Source organism: Bacillus sp. ISL-47, assembly GCF_018613175.1.
Lineage (GTDB): Bacteria > Bacillota > Bacilli > Bacillales > Cytobacillaceae > Cytobacillus.
The window spans coordinates 45,870-62,363 of sequence record NZ_JAGGQS010000003.1; the positions used below are offsets into that span (position 1 = coordinate 45,870).

Here is a 16,494-nt window from a genome sequence, read left to right on the forward strand (position 1 = left end):
CCTCCTGCATACATTTCTTTTACTCATAATCTTCAGCAAATTTTAGTTTCTTAAAATCTAAAGAAATAATACCATAGATTACTGAAAAACAGAAAAGTGCAATCGTTTCCCAAAGAGAAATAGCAGACAAAATGATAAAACTTACGATAATTAATAAACTCAGCAGAAGTTCAAGCAAATGTGTTCTTTTATATACTATAAGCAATGCAGTTAATTCGATCGCGCTTCTGATCATTTCTGCATTGGCAATAAAAGCGATTATAAAAAAAATCATCCCTAAAAAAAACCCGCCCGGCTCCAGTACGAATATGACAATCATATCTGAAATACTCATTGGGACGGACACCGGAAAAAACTTTATAAATAAAAAACCGCTAATTAAGCCAGTCAGTAGTTTCAGCCATTGATAATACACAAAAAATCCCTCCCATACAAATTGTATGAGAAGGATTCGTTTTGTTGACTATATTCAAAATTAATCTTCTGTAATATCAAGAACACGAAACCCCGATTTTTCAAGTTTGCTAATGAACTTATCCAAATTATTATTTTTTTCCACTTTCATAACAATGCGGCGTACCAGCTTATCTGTTTCATCAAATGTCACAAGGGAAATGATGTGTTCATGGAAGTAGTGGGCAATTTCTGCAAGCCTTGCGATCCGCCCCTCCGTTTCTACAGATGTAAAAGCAATCCTTACACCAGAACGGTTGGTGCCGAAAGCAGATTGGAATTGCGCAAGCACATCAAATCTTGTAACTATACCCATGAATTTTCGATTTTCTCCCAGAACCGTCAGCAAAGGAAAGTCCTTTAGGGCCAATAAAGTTTTTTCAAAAATTTCATTTCCCTCAAGATAGTGCCCATGATGTGTGGCGATATCTTTCACCAGTGTTGCACCTAAAAAATCCTCTTTTAACTTTCCTGATGAAAAGAAGTTCTCATATATTCCATATCTGGTGATAATGCCGACGTATTTATCGCCTTCCAATACAGGAAGTCCGTCAATTTGATGCTCCTCAAGCATTGCTAATGCTGTCTTCAATGTTTCATCCTGTCCAATTGTATAACAGGTGTGCTTTGGTATCATGATACTTTTCACAAACATTGCCATCACCTCAGAGTAATTAATAAGACCCATTTATAAGTTCTCCATCACCTACGTTATCCCCTCTTTTTCTTAAATAAAACTAACATGAAAGCCAGAAATTTCTCATATGATTCAATGACGCACAAATGAGGAGGGAATAAGCATGTACACACTCCGCAAAACCTGGCACCCGTATGTAAGCCCTTTTGACCCTTGCAAACCCATTACCGTTAAAACATATTCAACCCCGCCTAATCTATATATGGGATTCCAGCCGCCCGGTCTTGAGCAATTCACACCAATGCAAGCCTTACGAACAGGAACACTATGGAAAGCATTCTATGACCCTTGGTATAGCCCATATGAAAAGGCCAGAGAGGGGCAGCAGCCATGAAACAAATGCCAGCAGAATACTACCAGCTTCTCGAACAACTGCAAGCAGTCGATTTTGTGTTAGTTGACTTGACTCTGTATCTCGACACTCATAATGATGATGCAGATGCGATTAAGCAATTCAATCATTATGCAAAGGAACGAAAAAAACTGAGAAATGCAATCGAAAGCAAATATGGCCCATTAATGCAATACGGCCATAGCTACTCCGGCCAGCCTTGGAATTGGGATGACGCTCCTTGGCCATGGCAAGTGTAATATCCATCTGCGCGCGCCTTCACTAACGAAGGCGCTGATAACCGAAAATATTCTTATCTTAGATAACGTGATCTGAAGGCAGATTTTCAGGGAGGGGTTGAAGAAAGATGTGGGTTTATGAAAAGAAATTGCAATATCCAGTCCGGGTTAGCTCGTGCAATCCGAAGCTGGCAAAGTTTTTAATAGAACAATACGGCGGTGCCGATGGAGAACTTGCTGCTGCCCTAAGGTATTTGAATCAGCGCTATTCCATTCCGGATAAAGTTATCGGCCTTTTAACAGACATCGGAACTGAAGAATTTGCCCATTTAGAGATGATTGCTACGATGGTTTATAAATTAACGAAGGATGCCACTCCTGATCAAATGAAGGCAGCTGGCCTAGATGCCCATTATGCCAACCATGATAACGCATTATTCTATCATAATGCAGCAGGTGTGCCTTGGACAGCTTCTTATATCGCGGCCAAGGGGGATCCGATTGCGGATTTATATGAAGATATAGCAGCAGAGGAAAAAGCGAGAGCAACATACCAGTGGATCATCAACATGAGCGATGACACTGACTTAAATGATGGATTGCGCTTTCTTAGGGAAAGGGAAATCATCCATTCACAGCGATTCAGAGAAGCTGTTGAAATCCTTAAAGAAGAGCGGGATAAGAAGAAATTCTTTTAATAATACTTAACAATGAAAAAAGAAGCAGTTTGGCTGCTTCTTTTTACTGTTTACCAAATTATTTATTCTCATGGAAAAGGTTAATGTCATAATTTTTTTTCATCATTTCAAAAACAGTATGCCGATTTTTCCATTCATCTTCTTTTTTCCATAAGTCCTTGCTCTTATCAATGATTTCACATCTTAATGCGTGAAATTCCTTCTCCGCTTTTTCTCTTTTTTCCCTCAGCAGATTCATCAGCCCATATAACCCAACCGTAATCACAAGCAAATAAAAATTGGCCGACTGGTTGACAAAGGCAGAAAACATAGAGGCAAATGAATACGAAAAAGGCTGCATCACTGTTTTGTAAATATACAAAAAATATAAGAAAGATATAAAAACTGTTGCCCACATGGCAAACAAATGCCATGACTTGAACTTATCAAACTTTTGCTTTCTCTCCACTACTTTTTCAAGCATCTTACGTGTAGCCTGGTCTGTTCGATCATCAAGCTTTCTAATCGGCGACTCCAAGATTCTCCCTCCTCTTTTCATAATAATGTATGAGCTTGTACAACATTATATGACTGTAGAAGCAGAGTGGCTTGAAGCACTTTTTCCTTAACACAGGGAGCCTTAGTTTCCTGCTATTAATTAAGCGGAATCTTTAATACTTGACCTGTCTGAATTTCATTCGACTGCAAGTTATTGGCTTTCTTTATAATATCAATCCCAGCCTGTGATTTATAATAGGTCATAGCTATTCTAAAGATTGTTTCTTTTGGCTTAACAGTATGATAGATAACTTTTTCTTCTGTTTTGGGCTCTTCCTTCTGCTTTGATTCAGACGCCTTTTCAGATACAGATTTTTCTACTGGTTTTGTATGTTCTTTCTGTACAGGCTTTGCTGCAGAACCCTTATCTTCTGAATCTTCCTTTTGAGAAGATTGTGTTTCAGAATCTGCTGTGCTTTCCCTCTTTGCAGGAGAATTCCCAGGCTCTTCTGATTCTAATGCAATATTATCTTCTCTTACTTCAATCGTAGTCCCTTTATTAGAATCGTTAGTCGCATAGCCAACGGTTTCAAAGCCTGTCTCGATAACTCCAGCTTCTTCAGCAGCTCCCATGCCCCTTTCTTTGCTCAAATAATTGTAAATACTGAGAATAGTAATGGGAAGAAGGATAAAAAACATAGCGAGCAAGCGGATGACAGGATATTTAAGCTTCCATTTATTCTTTTTTCTTTTTTCCTGATGCACCCTGCTCCTTGGCGGCAGAGCTGATTTTGACCCAACTTTGTCCGATTCCTGCTTTCTATCAATCTTTTTACGGAGCCGTTCCGCCTGATCTCTGTAAGGACCTTCTTTATTCATGGAACATCCCTTCCTGTAATAATATTCATAAGAAGCTAATTTTATAGGCTGTATTCTAAAAAATTGTTGTTTTTGAATAGATTTGTGAATAAAACAATAAATAAGGTTTGTTGATTGGCGCGTAAGGTGCTAATCCCGCGAAAATTCATTCGCATTTCCTTCGTGCGGTGATGATTCGAGGATGCTTATTCAACGTCGAGCGGGAGGAGTGAGACAGGTGAGACCCCACAGGTGCTTTGCGCCGAGGAGGCTCACCGCCCACACCCCGCGGAAGCTTGAGCATCCTGAAGCGGAAATCAACCTCACTACAATATTGTTTAAATAGCAACAAAGTTTACAAAAACAGCCTTTTTATAAAATAAATTTTTTATAAATGGCTTAGTTATTCGTTGTGTATCTCATTACCGTCCTGCTCATTCCTCTTCAGATTTTTAGAATGCCGGATACGGATAAAAACTCCCAATAGAAAATCAATCAGGAAATGCATAACCATGGTAACAAGCAAATTTTCGGTTACTAGATAAATATAACCTATAAAAAAGCTTAATGTAATAATATTTAAAAACAAAAACCAATTAAATAAATATCTATAATGAACAAGTGCAAAAATAATACTTGAAATGGCCAGCCCAAAATGCGTTTGAATGACTCCCCTGAATAACAGTTCTTCACTGAAGGCTACAAATGCCGCTATCAATGCTATATGCAACGGATTGCGGCTCCTGAATATCCTTTCATTCAATCCCCCATCATTATACAGGGATTCAGGGAGCAGCTTCATGAGAATTAAATCCACAGCTACAACAGCAGCTCCAGCTGTCCCCCCAACCAAAAGAATATTAACATCATTCCACCTAAACAGATCTATAAAGGCGCCAAAACTATCAAATAATATAATACCTAATATAAAAGAAATGATTAATAGTAGAATTTGCGTAATATAGAGGTGAAATAACAGTTCTTTGTCAGTCAGGTCTTTAATAATATCCACATATTTCTTCTTCATTTTCATTCACTCACCCGGATTCAGAAGCGCATCTAAATGATTCTTCCAATCATATAGCGAATTCTCCTGATTTACTTTACTAGTCTTTTTTGTAAAATCATTAAGTTCCAGACCGCATACATCGCAGCAGTTTGCGATCACATCTGTTTTTTGCTCATTAAAATGAGAAAGAATATGCTCCCGGCGGCATATATTCATACTCATCCAACTATATACTTCTTCAATACTCTGTTTCTTTGACTCAAGCCTTTTCTGATTATAGATCTTCATCTCCAGCACAATTTGCTCAAGAGAGATCCCTTGTTTGCTTTTCCGTTGAAAAAAATCTTCAAAAACTCGCCATTGTGTGTCAGTTAAACCTGATAGCTGTCTGAGTTGCTCTTCGTATTGAGATAGACTTGATATAACCGCCGGATTATCCTCAAGCCACCCCTTTATCCAATCAATTTGCACTTTATCAGGCAATTCGCTTTCTGCAAGCTGATAGGGAAGCTGTTCATCCCCAGGAGCATAGAGGAGAATGGCAATACTTTTATCTCCATCCCTTCCGGCCCGTCCAATTTCCTGCAAATACGATTCGATCTGCATAGGCATATGAAAATGAATGACATAACGGATATTCTCTTTATTAATCCCCATGCCAAATGCACTCGTTGCGCAAATAAGATCAAGCTGTCCATGAATAAATTGCTGCTGGACCAGAATCCTGCTTTCCTGGTCCATGCCGCCATGGTAAGCCATAACCCTTCCAACTCCACGGCCCCGAAGTAGCTCTGCAGACTGTTCCGCCATTTTTTTGCTTGAAAAATATATGATTCCGGGACCCTCTATTGTTTCAGCAAGTTCAGCAAGTCTTTCTATTTTGTCGCGATAGCTGTTCAGCCTTTCCACTGATAGAGAAATATTAGGACGGTCAACAGAATAAATAAATTCATTCCCTTCAGTTATGCCCAGTGATTTTGTTATATCTCCCTTTACCTCTGGAGTAGCTGTGGCCGTAAGTGCCAAAGTAAGCGGATTTCCGAGCTTCATTCTGACTTCCCCAAGTTTTAAATAATCAGGCCTAAAGTCATAGCCCCATTGCGATATACAGTGAGCTTCATCCACCACAAATAAAGCAATATGCAATTTCTTCAACTGAGACAGTACAGCATCAAAATGTAGCATTTCCGGTGAAATAAATATAAATTTAAAGTGCCTTAAATTCATGAGCGATTGCCTTTTTTCTTCATGTGTCAAAAAAGAATTGAAAGCAATCACCTTCTTCTCCCCGCTCAGCATTAGCTGTTCTGCCTGGTCCTGCATCAGGGAAAGTAAAGGAGATATGATAATCACTTGCCCTTCAAGCAAGTATCCAGGAAACTGATAGCAGAGAGACTTGCCAGTTCCAGTGGGAAGCATGGCCAACGTATCCATTCCGGAAAGCACGGATGCAATGATTTCTTTTTGGCCAGGCCTAAAAGATGTATACCCAAATGTCTTTTGTAAAATAGTTTCTAAATTCATCTCTCTTCTCCAAACTTTGCCAGAACTAATCTTATTTCAAAGTAATCCGCATCCGGCACCAATTGACGTATTTGTTTAAGCTGCCTTGACTCAGAGCTATTTGCTGCCTTAAGAATTGATTTTTGCCGGTCATCGGCAACATACGGTGAAATATCAAAGTTGCTCTCATTTAAAGCCACTTCCACTACATGATCTTCAATGGTACTTCTTTTTAAATTTCTAATCTGTGCTATTTCATCTAAACCTAAGCCCCGGTTTAACAATGAGTAGGTTTTTTTAGTCGAGAATGTTAGCGGAACAGAATCCTCAGATCCGGAAATCAGTTTTCCGAGCAAAGGATACTGGGAGGGACTGTGTATAAGGCAATCCAAAATATAATGGATTACACCAAGAAATTGGTGGTGATAATAATCGTGGCTTACCCCCAGATGCTCGGCAGCCTGAGCAGGGGTAAGGCCAATATGATTAAAGCCTGTAAGCCTCAGGGTAAGAACAGCAGGATTCATATCACTTAGACCGCCAAGACAGTGCTGCAATTCTTTATTCAAAAGTTTTCCCAGTTCATTTCGGGGAGCTCCAGTTGTTTTCAAAAAAGCTTTCAGCCAAGCATGAATTTCCCTTTTTCTTTGAATTGGAAGATATTTTGTATGATTATAATTTAAATGTGACATAACCTGAACAAGGAGTGAAAGCCTCTCCCAAAAGATCCCTGTGGACGTATGGTATTTCCAGCCGTTTAAGGAAGAAGGAATCGGGCAATTTAATAAAGAACTTTGCAAATACCTTTCTCCTTCTGCAGTCAAAACAAAATGGCTATTTTCATCCTGACTAATCCAACTTACGGCTTCCATCTCTTTTGCATGCTGCTCAAGCTCAGAACGACTTAATTGCCCAAATGTTTTAAAGAAGCGGGTTAATTGGAATAAGTGGGCATCCTGTATCGTTTGAGAAGACTTTTTGCCATTTAACAAGTGCAGAATGGAAAAGATCGTCCTCTGACCCTTCAGTTCCTTTATACAATATAAAATAACTATCTTTAAATAAGAATTTTCCATGGTTCTCACCTTATTGATTGCTGATTTTATTTTATGCAGCCTTCATGATGTTTTTGGAATTATGTGCATTTACGAGCATATACGATAATTTGTGCCTCTCTCTCCATTTTATCATGAAAGAAATAAGCAAACTGTTTTAAATAAATGATTTAGGGTAAATTAAAGCCCAAACCCAGTTATGATAAGCATTCTCAATACATTTTCTATTGAAAAGTTGCCCATACAGTTTTACAATAGATATGAGGAATGCGTTACCATCTTCATGATGGTCGATTATTTGTTTAAATCTTGGGAGGTTTTTTTCATGGCAAAGTATACGATTGTTGACAAAGAGACATGCATCGCATGTGGTGCTTGTGGAGCAGCTGCACCAGACATTTATGATTACGATGACGAAGGCATTGCATTCGTTACCCTTGATGATAACCAGGGAATCGTTGAAATTCCGGATGTATTAATTGATGATATGATGGATGCTTTTGAAGGCTGCCCAACTGATTCAATTAAAGTAGCTGACGATGCGTTTGACGGCGACCCGCTTAAATACGAATAGATCTTCAATTATATTCTAATCCAAGTTAAGCTACTGCTCCCTTTCATGATGAAAGGGAGTTTTTATTTGCAGAGAAGGGACAACAAGGTCCAGTTTTGGGAAAGCAAAAAAAACAACGGCACACATAGCCGTTGCTTTTGATAATTTATATTTAACTAAGCTGCGTTTTTAAGCGTAGCCTGCTTGTTCACCCATGTTCCCATGCGTGTAAATAATAACATGAAAACAATAGAGATTATTAAACCTTTAACAATATTAAATGGCAAAATACCTGTCACAATCATCGTGCGCATCTCCGGTGCAGACATTGAAGGGAAGTTTAAAAAGAATGTATATGCCGGCAAAATGATGAAATAATTTAACACACTCATGATTACAGCCATAAACATTGTGCCAATAACCAGTCCGAAGGTCATGCCCTTTTTTGTTTTCAGCTTGTTGTATACATAGTAAGTTGGCAAGACAAACAAAATGCCAGCTGCGAAGTTTGCAATATGGCCAACAGGAACTCCTGTTGCGCTGCCAGTCATAAAATAATCAAGAATGTTTTTAATGAATTCAACTAAGATTCCTGCCGCCGGGCCAAAGATTAACGCTGCGATCAATGCAGGGATATCGCTGAAGTCAATCATTAAAAATTGTGGAAATGGCGGGATTGGAAAATTCAGCAGCATTAAAATGTAAGAAATACTGCTAAGCATCCCGATTGATACTAAAGCTTTGATATTAAGTTTTTTCATGTTCCTCTCTCCTTTTTAGGACTATCTCTCCTATAGAAGAAAGGTTCGGCAAAGCAAATGTCTCTGAAATAAAAATCCCTCAAGCTAAATCACTTGAGGGAGAATTACAAAGGCACGCTTAATAACCGTTCAAAACCTGCATTTTTTGAACGTCTGCAGAACCTCCATCTTCTCCCATCCAGACTGTACTGTCGGCTTTGGAATTGCACCAAATCCTGCCCAATTAAAGCGTAAAGTGTTGTTAAAGAAGACTTTACTCTCAGGCTCGCGGGCTTAGAGTTAAAAAAACTCATCACCGCCGGTCGGGAATTTCACCCTGCCCCGAAGATAGACCGTATTAATTTTTACATCTCTTATTATACTGAAAAAAAGATGTAATGTGAAGGGATATATTCTCTCTATCATACTGGTGAAGAAATTCAAGTTATTTTACCTTTTTAAGCGTTCTGAGAGAAATGTTTTATCAACAATAGACTATTTAATAGCTGTGTCCGAGATAATGTTACTGAACTTTATGTCAGGAGTCTAAATTGTTTTGCGTGGATTCCCGATTTTTATAAGCGGTTATCAATTTGTGCGCAGCTTTCCAGGTTTTACATGCGGGGTTGGCTACTTCTGCACGTTCTCCTGCCCTTTATGCGCGGATATCACTTTTGCATGCGCCTTTGCTTTTTTTTACGAGCGCCCAGGCTTTTTCGGATACAGTTCATTTTCAGTGGATTTTTATTCATTCCCATATAAAAGGATGGCCCCCAAGCCATCCTTTTTATCACCCTAAAGGATATTCTTTTCTTTCTCCTTTAGAGAAGGTCATTATTGACTGATAACCCACTTCCTTCGCAAGCGCAATTGCCTGGTCGAAGTTGGCTCCTACATGTTCTGGAAAATGCGCATCAGATGAAAGCACAATCGGGATATTTTTTTCGTAACATTTCTGCAAAAGTCTTTTATCAGGGTATAGTTCCCCAACAGGCTTCCGCAAACCGGCTGTACTAATTTCCACACAGGTCTTTGATTCCGCAAGGGCATTGGCTGCACGGTCATACTGTTCCAGTAAAAATTCTTCATCTTGCGGTACATATTTAAAGATCTTCACTAAGTCAAGATGACCTACGATATCAAATAAATTAGATTGTGCTAATGTTACGACCTGATCAAAATATTTACGATAGACATCGTAAAGATCTCTTTTATCCCATTCTTTTCTATACTCTGCAAGGTCTATTCCAAAATCCCCTACCCAGTGAATGGAGCCGATTACGTAATCAAAAGAGTAATTTTCGATAAACTTATTCATTTCTTTATGCTTTCCTGGCGTGTAATCCATTTCGATAGACATCTTGACATCTATTCCATTGTTCCAGGCTTCATGAAAAACATTCACATAGTCTTTCATGTCATAGTACCGTCTCTCATTTACCCATGGATTCTGCAGGATGTCTGCTGTCTGGTAGAAATGATAGGCATGCTCGGAGACTCCAAAGCTTTCAATGCCTTTTTGTGCAGCAGCATCTGTAAATTTCCTTAAATATTCCAAGCTTAATGTGCCATTTTCAAGATGATTATGATAATCCGTCAGCATTTCTCCAACTCCCCCAAGTTTTCTACCATTATACTTTAAGGGAGTAAAGCGACGCAATCATAATCTACTCATTTTGGCGGATAATTAGCAATTGTCCAACATGAATAATATCTGTATCCAGTTTGTTGATTTCCTTGATTAATTCTGCTGAAGTTTGATAGTGATTTGCAATGGCTGTAAGAGTGTCACCTTTTTTCACGGCATATCTCTCATAGTTTTCTGCCCTAATTCTGAGCTTTTGGCCCGACACAATTTTATTTTGTTCAATTTTATTCAAATTCGCAATGGCTTTAACTGATAAATTATACATCCTTGCAATCTCCCAAAGCGTTTCGCCCTGTTGGACAATATGGACCGATTCTTCCCCCTGGCCTGGTTCAGGTGCAAGTATTTCGGCATTTTCAGTTGGGTGTTCCAGTATTCGAGTCTGCCCCGGTCCAAGCTGCGATAGTTGGGCTGATACCTCCTGTGCACTTTCTTCATTTAATGCAGCATACACAGGTTGTCCAATTTCTTCCTTCCCATAAGCTACAAAAGGATCGACCGCATTTTCTTTATCAACTGTCCATTCTCGTTTATGTATTTCAAAGTGGAGATGCACTCCGGAAGAGTCGCCGGTGTTCCCCATTGTTCCTATTTTCTCACCTTGATTAACTTGTTGCCCTTTTCCGGCCAAGCGCTCGTTCATATGTGCATAAACGGTTTCCGTTTGGTTGCTGTGCTTAATAAAAATAACATGTCCATAAGTTTGTGAATAATACGATTTTGATACAATTCCAGAGTCGACAGCATAAACTGGCGAACCGGATTCGGCAGCAATATCGATTCCCTTATGTTGGCCATGCCTTGTCCCAAATGTATCTGTAATTACACCATCTGCAGGCCACATCCAGTCCTTTGTAAGGTCTTCAACATTTAGCTCGGCAGCTTTAGAATGCTTCCCTCCGAGAAATAATAGACCAACACAAAGAGCCATTATTCCTGCAATAAAGAAACGTCTTATGTAATCCCTCATTCTTTTCCTCCTAAATTGTTAGCTTGAATCACTAGCTGAATTTTGAGCTATTAAAAAATCTTCGGCGGCTCTCTTTTTCACCCTATGACAGCTTGTACTTTTTTAGAACCGAAGTATATTTGGATATTGGTTCCAAAAGCACATTTGTTAGTATACTTCCTGCCTGAGGTTTTTTATGCAAAGTTCTGTTAAACTTGTCTGTTGATTTCCATTCCGAGAGCTCCCTATGACCCGCTTCTCCTGCAGAACTTTGAAAAAAAAGCTTCATCGGATAAACATTCGACGAAGGAAATGCGAATGTTTATCTGAGCATCTCATGCCATTTGTTCCACTCACCAGAATGCCAAACCATCCTCTCCAAAATTTGTTTTGCACAACAAAAAAACGGCCTCAATGGGCCGCCTCTTTAATTTGGCAATTCACGTTTATTTGCCGCCACCGGCACTTTTAATTCATTAGATAGGTCAAAGTTGCCAATCTTATCAACATCAGCATTTTCAAGCTTAACTGTTTCAAAGTTAAATTCCTTTGCAGTCAGCAGGATCGCTTCTATGGTATGGAGTGTTGGTTCATTATCAATAATTTCAGATTCACTTTCGAAGCGGATCAGAAGCTTCCGTTCCTGTATTTCTTCTGCTTCAAAATTGATATCTTCAGGAATGGATGCCTGCAAATTGTCTTCGCCACGGTTCTCTTTCATAGCCCTTAGAGCGTCTTTTATAGAATCGAACTTTTCCCTTAGAGGAACCATAAAGGGCTTAGATTCCGATCCATCCGGATACAGAAAATAATATATTAAGTTGCCAGTGCCTTTTTCCGGCACAAGGCTTTCTCTATATCCGAAATGGCTAAATTCAATGCCCTTTTGACCCTCTGTTGCAAGGTTAACCTTTTCTATTTCAAGATTATGCATAACATTTCCAAGAACCTTTTCAAGCAGCAGTTCAGTAGTAGAGGACATACTATAAGGATGGTCCTCAGGTACATCAACTGTTAATGTTCTATTTTCCTGGTCATAACTAAAATTTGCTTTTAGTGGATAATAGTCGGTTAATCCCCATTCCTCTTCAGTCAGCCTGCTCATGCTGTCTTCAAATAATTCAAATTTGGACTTTGCGGGATCCTCCTCAACCAGAACGCTGACCGGAACGATGTTTTGAGCAGTCTGATCCGGAATCGCATACGTCAGGACTTCTTTCCCGGTCAAATCTTCCTCATAAACAGCAGTAGGACTCGTATTAGCATCTAAAGATTTCAAGCTAATCTGATCATTTGATTCTGTTTCCGCATTATTTTTAGAAGCATCATCAAATTGTTCAGCTTTATCCTCCCCTATTTCTTCCTTTGCTTTTAATTCGGCTTCATCATCTTCGGCTTCAAAAAGATTATTTTCAGTGGCAATCTCTGCAGATGAAGAAGATTTATCAGCTTGGATTTCGACTGATTTATCGGCAGACTCCTGCCAATTTATAAGGCTTGGGGCAAGAATAAAAAATAGGAGCAAGGCAGCGGCGGCGGCAGCGGCAGGCAGGATCCATGTTTTTTGTTTTCGTTTTCCGATTTTCATCTCAATGCTTTGATAGATTTCTCTTGGATCACGGTTATCTTTTATTTTTGGCATCTGACTTAATAATTCTTCGATCTGCTCATCGCTCCACTTTGACTTCCTCATTATTCATCCCCTCCTTTACCATTATGTCTTCCATATATTTTTTCAAAACCTTTAATGCTCTATGCTGAGTTGTCTTAACTTTACTTTCAGTCCAGCCTAATGCCTGGGCAGTTTCAGTAATGGTAAGCTCATGAATGTATCTCATGACGATAACCAGCCGCTGGTCAACTGTGCACAAATCCAGGCATCGGTAGATCAGTTGAATTTCTTCCCTTTGCATGGCGATTTCTTCCGGCAGGGGGAGCTCATCCTTTACCTGCTGGGTAGACCAGTCAAATTTCTCCATAATCTTTTGCTTCCACCCTTTTTGTTTGCGGAAAGAATCGATGGCAACATTGCGGGCAATCGAAAAAAGCCATGTTTTTTCACTGCTTTTTCCTTCAAAACGTTCATATGATTTTAATACTCTTATATAGACTTCTTGGACCAGGTCCTCAGCCAGTTCCTTGTTTTTGACCATATAAAAAAGAAATTGAAAGACATCATGATGATATTTTTTATAAAGTTCATCAAAAACGGAGTCCATGGATTCCCCTCCCCGTTCAATTAAATAGTCGTTATCTCTCTAAAAAAAGTTACAATTTAACTATATTATTATTCATAAAAAAAAGGAAGGATAATTCGACATCTCCTTCCCCCAGAATTCTATTTACTTTCAGTTGATAAAATGTTCAGCAAATGTTTCCCGTGTATCAAGAACAATCGCCACATTTCTCGATTTTACCCTTCATTTCGAGGAATAAAAATAGAAAATGTCGTACCTTGTCCCAGCTTGCTTTGAACAGTGATATGGCCCTTGTGTGCCTCAATAATATTTTTGGCGATAGCCAATCCAAGTCCGGTTCCCGAGCGCCCTCTGGTCCTTGCTTTATCCGCTTTATAAAAACGTTCAAATACAAATGGCAGATCTTCTTCAGGTATGCCCGATCCTGAGTCTTTCACTTCAATAAACAATCCGCGCTCGTCGCTATGCTCCATTACTTTAACTTCGCCATTCTCTGGTGTATGGCGGATTGCATTATCGATCAGGTTTGTCATCACTTGCTCGATCCTGTCCGGATCAAAAGGTATAAACGTTTCCTTGCTCTCCAAGTCGAATTGAAGACTAATATCTTTATCTTTTGCAAGGCCTTGAAATTTACGGATGATCCTTTGCAGATATGCATTTACTTCTATTTCTTCCATTGTCAGTTGAATATGCCCCGCTTCCATTCTTGCCAGATCGAGAAGTTCATTTACAAGCCTTCCCATTCTTAAGGATTCGTCATAAATGACACTTGCCATTTCTTTTTTCTCTTCAACCGTTCCGGCAATATCATCTACGATTGCCTCACTATATCCCTGCATCATGGAAATTGGCGTTCTTAATTCATGTGAAACATTGGCAATGAAATCGTTGCGGAGTTTATCAAGTTTGCGTTCTTCTGTCATATCCCTGATTACAGCGACAGCGCCTCGTATAAACTTATTATTATATAAAGGGCTGACAATGATCACCCATGATCGGCCTTGAATGGAAATTTCACCGATCTGCTCTTTTTCGGTGTTAACTGCCAGTTGAAAAAGCTCCATTACTTTGGAAGGCACGGCCTCAGTATTTTTAACAGCCTCACCCTGCTCATAGAACCAGCTTTGTAAAAAGCGTTCGGCAGGAGGATTTGTTATAAGAATGGTACCATCCCTGTTAAACGTGATAACACCATCAGCCATACCGCTTAGAATACTTGCAAGCTGTTCTTTTTCCTGACTAAGGGCATTCATATTGAATTTCAGCTGCCTGCCCATTTGATTAAACGCGGTAGCTAATTCACCTATTTCATCATGTGTAAGAATTGGAACCTTTGTATCGAATTTCCCTCTTGCCACTTCAAAAGCAGCCTCTTTCATCTTTCTTAGCGGTGCGTTAATTCTTGTTGATAAGAAAAACGCAAAAATTGTTGTTAAGATGATTGCGACTCCTGCTGCAAGCAAAATAAATTTTGTTGTTGATCTTGTAGTTTCCTGCATAACCTCAATAGACTGGTAGATAAAAACAGCTCCATTGCTGTTACCGAGTTCAAGCGGGACACCTATAATCAAAATCCTGCTTTCATCATCAGCGCCTGCATCCGCATATTCTGGATTGACAGAGGATACTTTTTTGACCGTTTTATTTTTTGTAAGGACTTCTTTTAAGTCTTTCTCCTCTGTCAGATAAGACACCGGCAGCTTCAATGCGTCTGTATGGTTGGGAGAATAATAATATTCTGCCGGCGTATTAATAATGACCACTTTTGTAACATCATCAACAAGCTCCCAGGAAATTTCCAAACCAACATCCCGGTCATGCTCTTTCAAAATCCTGGTGATTTTGTGGGCTGTATTGGTCAGCCCTTTTTCCGTCTCATTTATATGGTAATTCTCAAAAAACTCCAAAAGCATCACAGTTAATATTAGCAATACGAAGGAAACCAATAAGAGGATTGTACCCCAAAGCTTACCTACTACACTCCGCCAAAGCATCATTCATTGATAACCTCGAACTTATAGCCCACGCCCCATACCGTCACAATCATTCTGGCAGCCTGTTCGGAAACTTTGTTTAGTTTTTCACGAAGGCGTTTCACGTGGGTATCTACTGTTCTTAAATCCCCAAAAAATTCATAGTGCCATACTTCTTTCAACAGCTGCTCACGATCAAAGACCTTATCTGGTGCCTTTGCAAGAAAGTAAAGCAATTCATATTCTTTTGGCGTTAAACTTACTTCTTTTCCATCAGCCAATACTCTGTGGGCATCATTATCAATTGTTAAATGCGGAAACACAATCACATCTTTGGCCGTGGTTTCTGTTTGAAGGTAAGTCGTTTTCGAAGATCTTCGCAATAATGCCTTTACTCGCAAAACAACTTCCCTTGGACTGAACGGTTTTACAATATAATCATCAGTTCCTACCTCAAAGCCCTGAACACGGTTTACCTCTTCACCTTTAGCGGTTAGCATGATAACAGGAGTAGCTTTTTTTTCTCTAAGATCCTTGCACACTTCAAGCCCGTCCTTGCCGGGCATCATTAAGTCAAGAAGAATGACATCATAATCGTTTGCCAACGCCTTTGATAAAGCCTGATTTCCATCCTCTGCTTCATCAATTGTGTAATTTTCCCGTTCAAGATACATTTTTAATAATCGGCGAATTCTTTCCTCATCATCCACTACTAAAATCTTTACTTCGTTTTCCATTTCACAAATCCCCCTAATGATTTAATATGCCTCATTTCTCATAGATTGTGTTCTGTTTATGAATGATGCCCGTTGATTTCCGCTGCGGGCACTTGCTTTCCGCGGGGAGCGATGCGAGCCTCCTCGGCTTCGCCTGTGGGGTCTCGCACTTCCCTCTCATCCCGCAGGACATTGAATAAACTTCCTTGAATAGACATCGCACGAAGAAAATGCGAATGCATTTTCGAGGATCAAGTGTCCTCCGCTACAATCAACTAAGTTGGTTAAAAATACGTTTGCCTTGAAAAAGCAACAAACTTAACGAAAACACCCTTTAATAAAGAAATAAATGAAGTTTTAAATAAAGCCTTCACTATTGTGAAGTGAAGGCTCA

General features: G+C 39.4%; 18 protein-coding genes and 1 riboswitch. Of the genes, 4 read left to right on the top strand and 14 right to left on the bottom strand.

Annotated elements, in window-relative coordinates; all coding sequences use genetic code 11:
- Window positions 1–19: 19 nt before the first annotated feature.
- Both J7I93_RS01885 and J7I93_RS01890 read right to left on the bottom strand, forming a co-directional pair.
- Entirely contained in the window at window positions 20–415 is a 396-nt protein-coding gene (locus tag J7I93_RS01885) for a hypothetical protein (protein ID WP_214722756.1), read from the bottom strand.
- 60 nt (window positions 416–475) lie between these two features.
- Complete coding sequence (locus J7I93_RS01890; protein ID WP_214723030.1) at window positions 476–1,108, bottom strand: CBS domain-containing protein; 633 nt, start codon at window positions 1,106–1,108, stop codon at window positions 476–478.
- 145 nt (window positions 1,109–1,253) lie between these two features.
- Between J7I93_RS01890 and J7I93_RS01895 the strand changes: the two genes are divergently transcribed.
- From J7I93_RS01895 to J7I93_RS01905, 3 genes are all read left to right on the top strand, one after another.
- On the top strand, window positions 1,254–1,484 hold the full coding sequence (locus tag J7I93_RS01895) for a spore coat associated protein CotJA (protein WP_214722757.1): 231 nt from the start codon (window positions 1,254–1,256) through the stop codon (window positions 1,482–1,484).
- Window positions 1,481–1,741, top strand: coding sequence for a spore coat protein CotJB (locus J7I93_RS01900; RefSeq protein ID WP_214722758.1), 261 nt, complete (start codon window positions 1,481–1,483; stop codon window positions 1,739–1,741). The genes J7I93_RS01895 and J7I93_RS01900 overlap by 4 nt, the downstream gene beginning before the upstream one ends.
- A gap of 107 nt (window positions 1,742–1,848) precedes the next feature.
- Window positions 1,849–2,418: a manganese catalase family protein gene (locus J7I93_RS01905; protein ID WP_214722760.1), complete on the top strand. Its 570-nt coding sequence runs from the start codon at window positions 1,849–1,851 to the stop codon at window positions 2,416–2,418.
- 58 nt (window positions 2,419–2,476) lie between these two features.
- Here J7I93_RS01905 and J7I93_RS01910 read toward each other — a convergent pair whose 3' ends face one another.
- The 5 genes from J7I93_RS01910 to J7I93_RS01930 all read right to left on the bottom strand — a co-directional run bounded on the left by J7I93_RS01910 (window position 2,477) and on the right by J7I93_RS01930 (window position 7,341).
- The gene (locus J7I93_RS01910; protein WP_214722761.1) at window positions 2,477–2,935 is read right to left on the bottom strand and encodes a YpbF family protein; all 459 of its coding nucleotides are present in this window, start codon (window positions 2,933–2,935) and stop codon (window positions 2,477–2,479) included.
- Between the two features lie 116 nt (window positions 2,936–3,051).
- Window positions 3,052–3,774, bottom strand: coding sequence for a LysM peptidoglycan-binding domain-containing protein (locus tag J7I93_RS01915; protein WP_214722762.1), 723 nt, complete (start codon window positions 3,772–3,774; stop codon window positions 3,052–3,054).
- Between the two features lie 382 nt (window positions 3,775–4,156).
- Window positions 4,157–4,780, bottom strand: a complete 624-nt coding sequence (locus J7I93_RS01920) for a CPBP family intramembrane glutamic endopeptidase (RefSeq protein ID WP_214722763.1) — start codon at window positions 4,778–4,780, stop codon at window positions 4,157–4,159.
- 6 nt (window positions 4,781–4,786) lie between these two features.
- Window positions 4,787–6,286, bottom strand: a complete 1,500-nt coding sequence (locus J7I93_RS01925) for a RecQ family ATP-dependent DNA helicase (RefSeq protein ID WP_214722764.1) — start codon at window positions 6,284–6,286, stop codon at window positions 4,787–4,789.
- Entirely contained in the window at window positions 6,283–7,341 is a 1,059-nt protein-coding gene (locus J7I93_RS01930) for a YpbB family protein (protein WP_214722765.1), read from the bottom strand. The genes J7I93_RS01925 and J7I93_RS01930 overlap by 4 nt, the downstream gene beginning before the upstream one ends.
- Before the next feature lie 304 nt (window positions 7,342–7,645).
- On the opposite strand from J7I93_RS01930, the gene J7I93_RS01935 reads away from it, so the two are divergent.
- Complete coding sequence (locus tag J7I93_RS01935; protein ID WP_026584182.1) at window positions 7,646–7,894, top strand: ferredoxin; 249 nt, start codon at window positions 7,646–7,648, stop codon at window positions 7,892–7,894.
- A gap of 155 nt (window positions 7,895–8,049) precedes the next feature.
- Here the strand turns inward: J7I93_RS01935 and J7I93_RS01940 are convergent, their stop codons facing one another.
- The 7 genes from J7I93_RS01940 to J7I93_RS01970 form a co-directional block, all read right to left on the bottom strand.
- Window positions 8,050–8,634, bottom strand: a complete 585-nt coding sequence (locus J7I93_RS01940; RefSeq protein WP_214722766.1) for an ECF transporter S component — start codon at window positions 8,632–8,634, stop codon at window positions 8,050–8,052.
- Window positions 8,635–8,796: 162 nt separating this feature from the next.
- Window positions 8,797–8,967, bottom strand: a riboswitch (FMN riboswitch).
- A gap of 436 nt (window positions 8,968–9,403) precedes the next feature.
- On the bottom strand, window positions 9,404–10,216 hold the full coding sequence (locus J7I93_RS01945; protein ID WP_214722767.1) for a histidinol-phosphatase: 813 nt from the start codon (window positions 10,214–10,216) through the stop codon (window positions 9,404–9,406).
- 64 nt (window positions 10,217–10,280) lie between these two features.
- On the bottom strand, window positions 10,281–11,231 hold the full coding sequence (locus tag J7I93_RS01950) for a M23 family metallopeptidase (protein WP_214722768.1): 951 nt from the start codon (window positions 11,229–11,231) through the stop codon (window positions 10,281–10,283).
- Window positions 11,232–11,637: 406 nt separating this feature from the next.
- A complete protein-coding gene (locus tag J7I93_RS01955; protein ID WP_214722769.1) occupies window positions 11,638–12,903 on the bottom strand; it encodes a hypothetical protein in 1,266 nt (421 codons plus the stop codon).
- Window positions 12,878–13,429 (bottom strand): RNA polymerase sigma factor SigX, encoded by a 552-nt coding sequence (sigX, locus tag J7I93_RS01960; protein WP_214722770.1) that lies wholly within the window; start codon window positions 13,427–13,429, stop codon window positions 12,878–12,880. Before sigX ends, J7I93_RS01955 begins: the two co-directional genes overlap by 26 nt.
- Before the next feature lie 194 nt (window positions 13,430–13,623).
- On the bottom strand, window positions 13,624–15,408 hold the full coding sequence (locus J7I93_RS01965; protein WP_214722771.1) for an ATP-binding protein: 1,785 nt from the start codon (window positions 15,406–15,408) through the stop codon (window positions 13,624–13,626).
- Window positions 15,405–16,121, bottom strand: coding sequence for a response regulator transcription factor (locus J7I93_RS01970; protein WP_214722772.1), 717 nt, complete (start codon window positions 16,119–16,121; stop codon window positions 15,405–15,407). Before J7I93_RS01970 ends, J7I93_RS01965 begins: the two co-directional genes overlap by 4 nt.
- Window positions 16,122–16,494: the final 373 nt, after the last annotated feature.

Coding starts and splice junctions, on each gene's coding strand:
- J7I93_RS01890 (WP_214723030.1), bottom strand. CDS start 1,108: ATGTTTGTGAAAAGTATCATGATACCAAAGCACACCTGTTATACAATT.
- J7I93_RS01895 (WP_214722757.1), top strand. CDS start 1,254: ATGTACACACTCCGCAAAACCTGGCACCCGTATGTAAGCCCTTTTGAC.
- J7I93_RS01900 (WP_214722758.1), top strand. CDS start 1,481: ATGAAACAAATGCCAGCAGAATACTACCAGCTTCTCGAACAACTGCAA.
- J7I93_RS01905 (WP_214722760.1), top strand. CDS start 1,849: ATGTGGGTTTATGAAAAGAAATTGCAATATCCAGTCCGGGTTAGCTCG.
- J7I93_RS01915 (WP_214722762.1), bottom strand. CDS start 3,774: ATGAATAAAGAAGGTCCTTACAGAGATCAGGCGGAACGGCTCCGTAAA.
- J7I93_RS01920 (WP_214722763.1), bottom strand. CDS start 4,780: ATGAAGAAGAAATATGTGGATATTATTAAAGACCTGACTGACAAAGAA.
- J7I93_RS01925 (WP_214722764.1), bottom strand. CDS start 6,286: ATGAATTTAGAAACTATTTTACAAAAGACATTTGGGTATACATCTTTT.
- J7I93_RS01930 (WP_214722765.1), bottom strand. CDS start 7,341: ATGGAAAATTCTTATTTAAAGATAGTTATTTTATATTGTATAAAGGAA.
- J7I93_RS01935 (WP_026584182.1), top strand. CDS start 7,646: ATGGCAAAGTATACGATTGTTGACAAAGAGACATGCATCGCATGTGGT.
- J7I93_RS01940 (WP_214722766.1), bottom strand. CDS start 8,634: ATGAAAAAACTTAATATCAAAGCTTTAGTATCAATCGGGATGCTTAGC.
- J7I93_RS01945 (WP_214722767.1), bottom strand. CDS start 10,216: ATGCTGACGGATTATCATAATCATCTTGAAAATGGCACATTAAGCTTG.
- J7I93_RS01950 (WP_214722768.1), bottom strand. CDS start 11,231: ATGAGGGATTACATAAGACGTTTCTTTATTGCAGGAATAATGGCTCTT.
- J7I93_RS01955 (WP_214722769.1), bottom strand. CDS start 12,903: ATGAGGAAGTCAAAGTGGAGCGATGAGCAGATCGAAGAATTATTAAGT.
- sigX (WP_214722770.1), bottom strand. CDS start 13,429: ATGGACTCCGTTTTTGATGAACTTTATAAAAAATATCATCATGATGTC.
- J7I93_RS01965 (WP_214722771.1), bottom strand. CDS start 15,408: ATGATGCTTTGGCGGAGTGTAGTAGGTAAGCTTTGGGGTACAATCCTC.
- J7I93_RS01970 (WP_214722772.1), bottom strand. CDS start 16,121: ATGGAAAACGAAGTAAAGATTTTAGTAGTGGATGATGAGGAAAGAATT.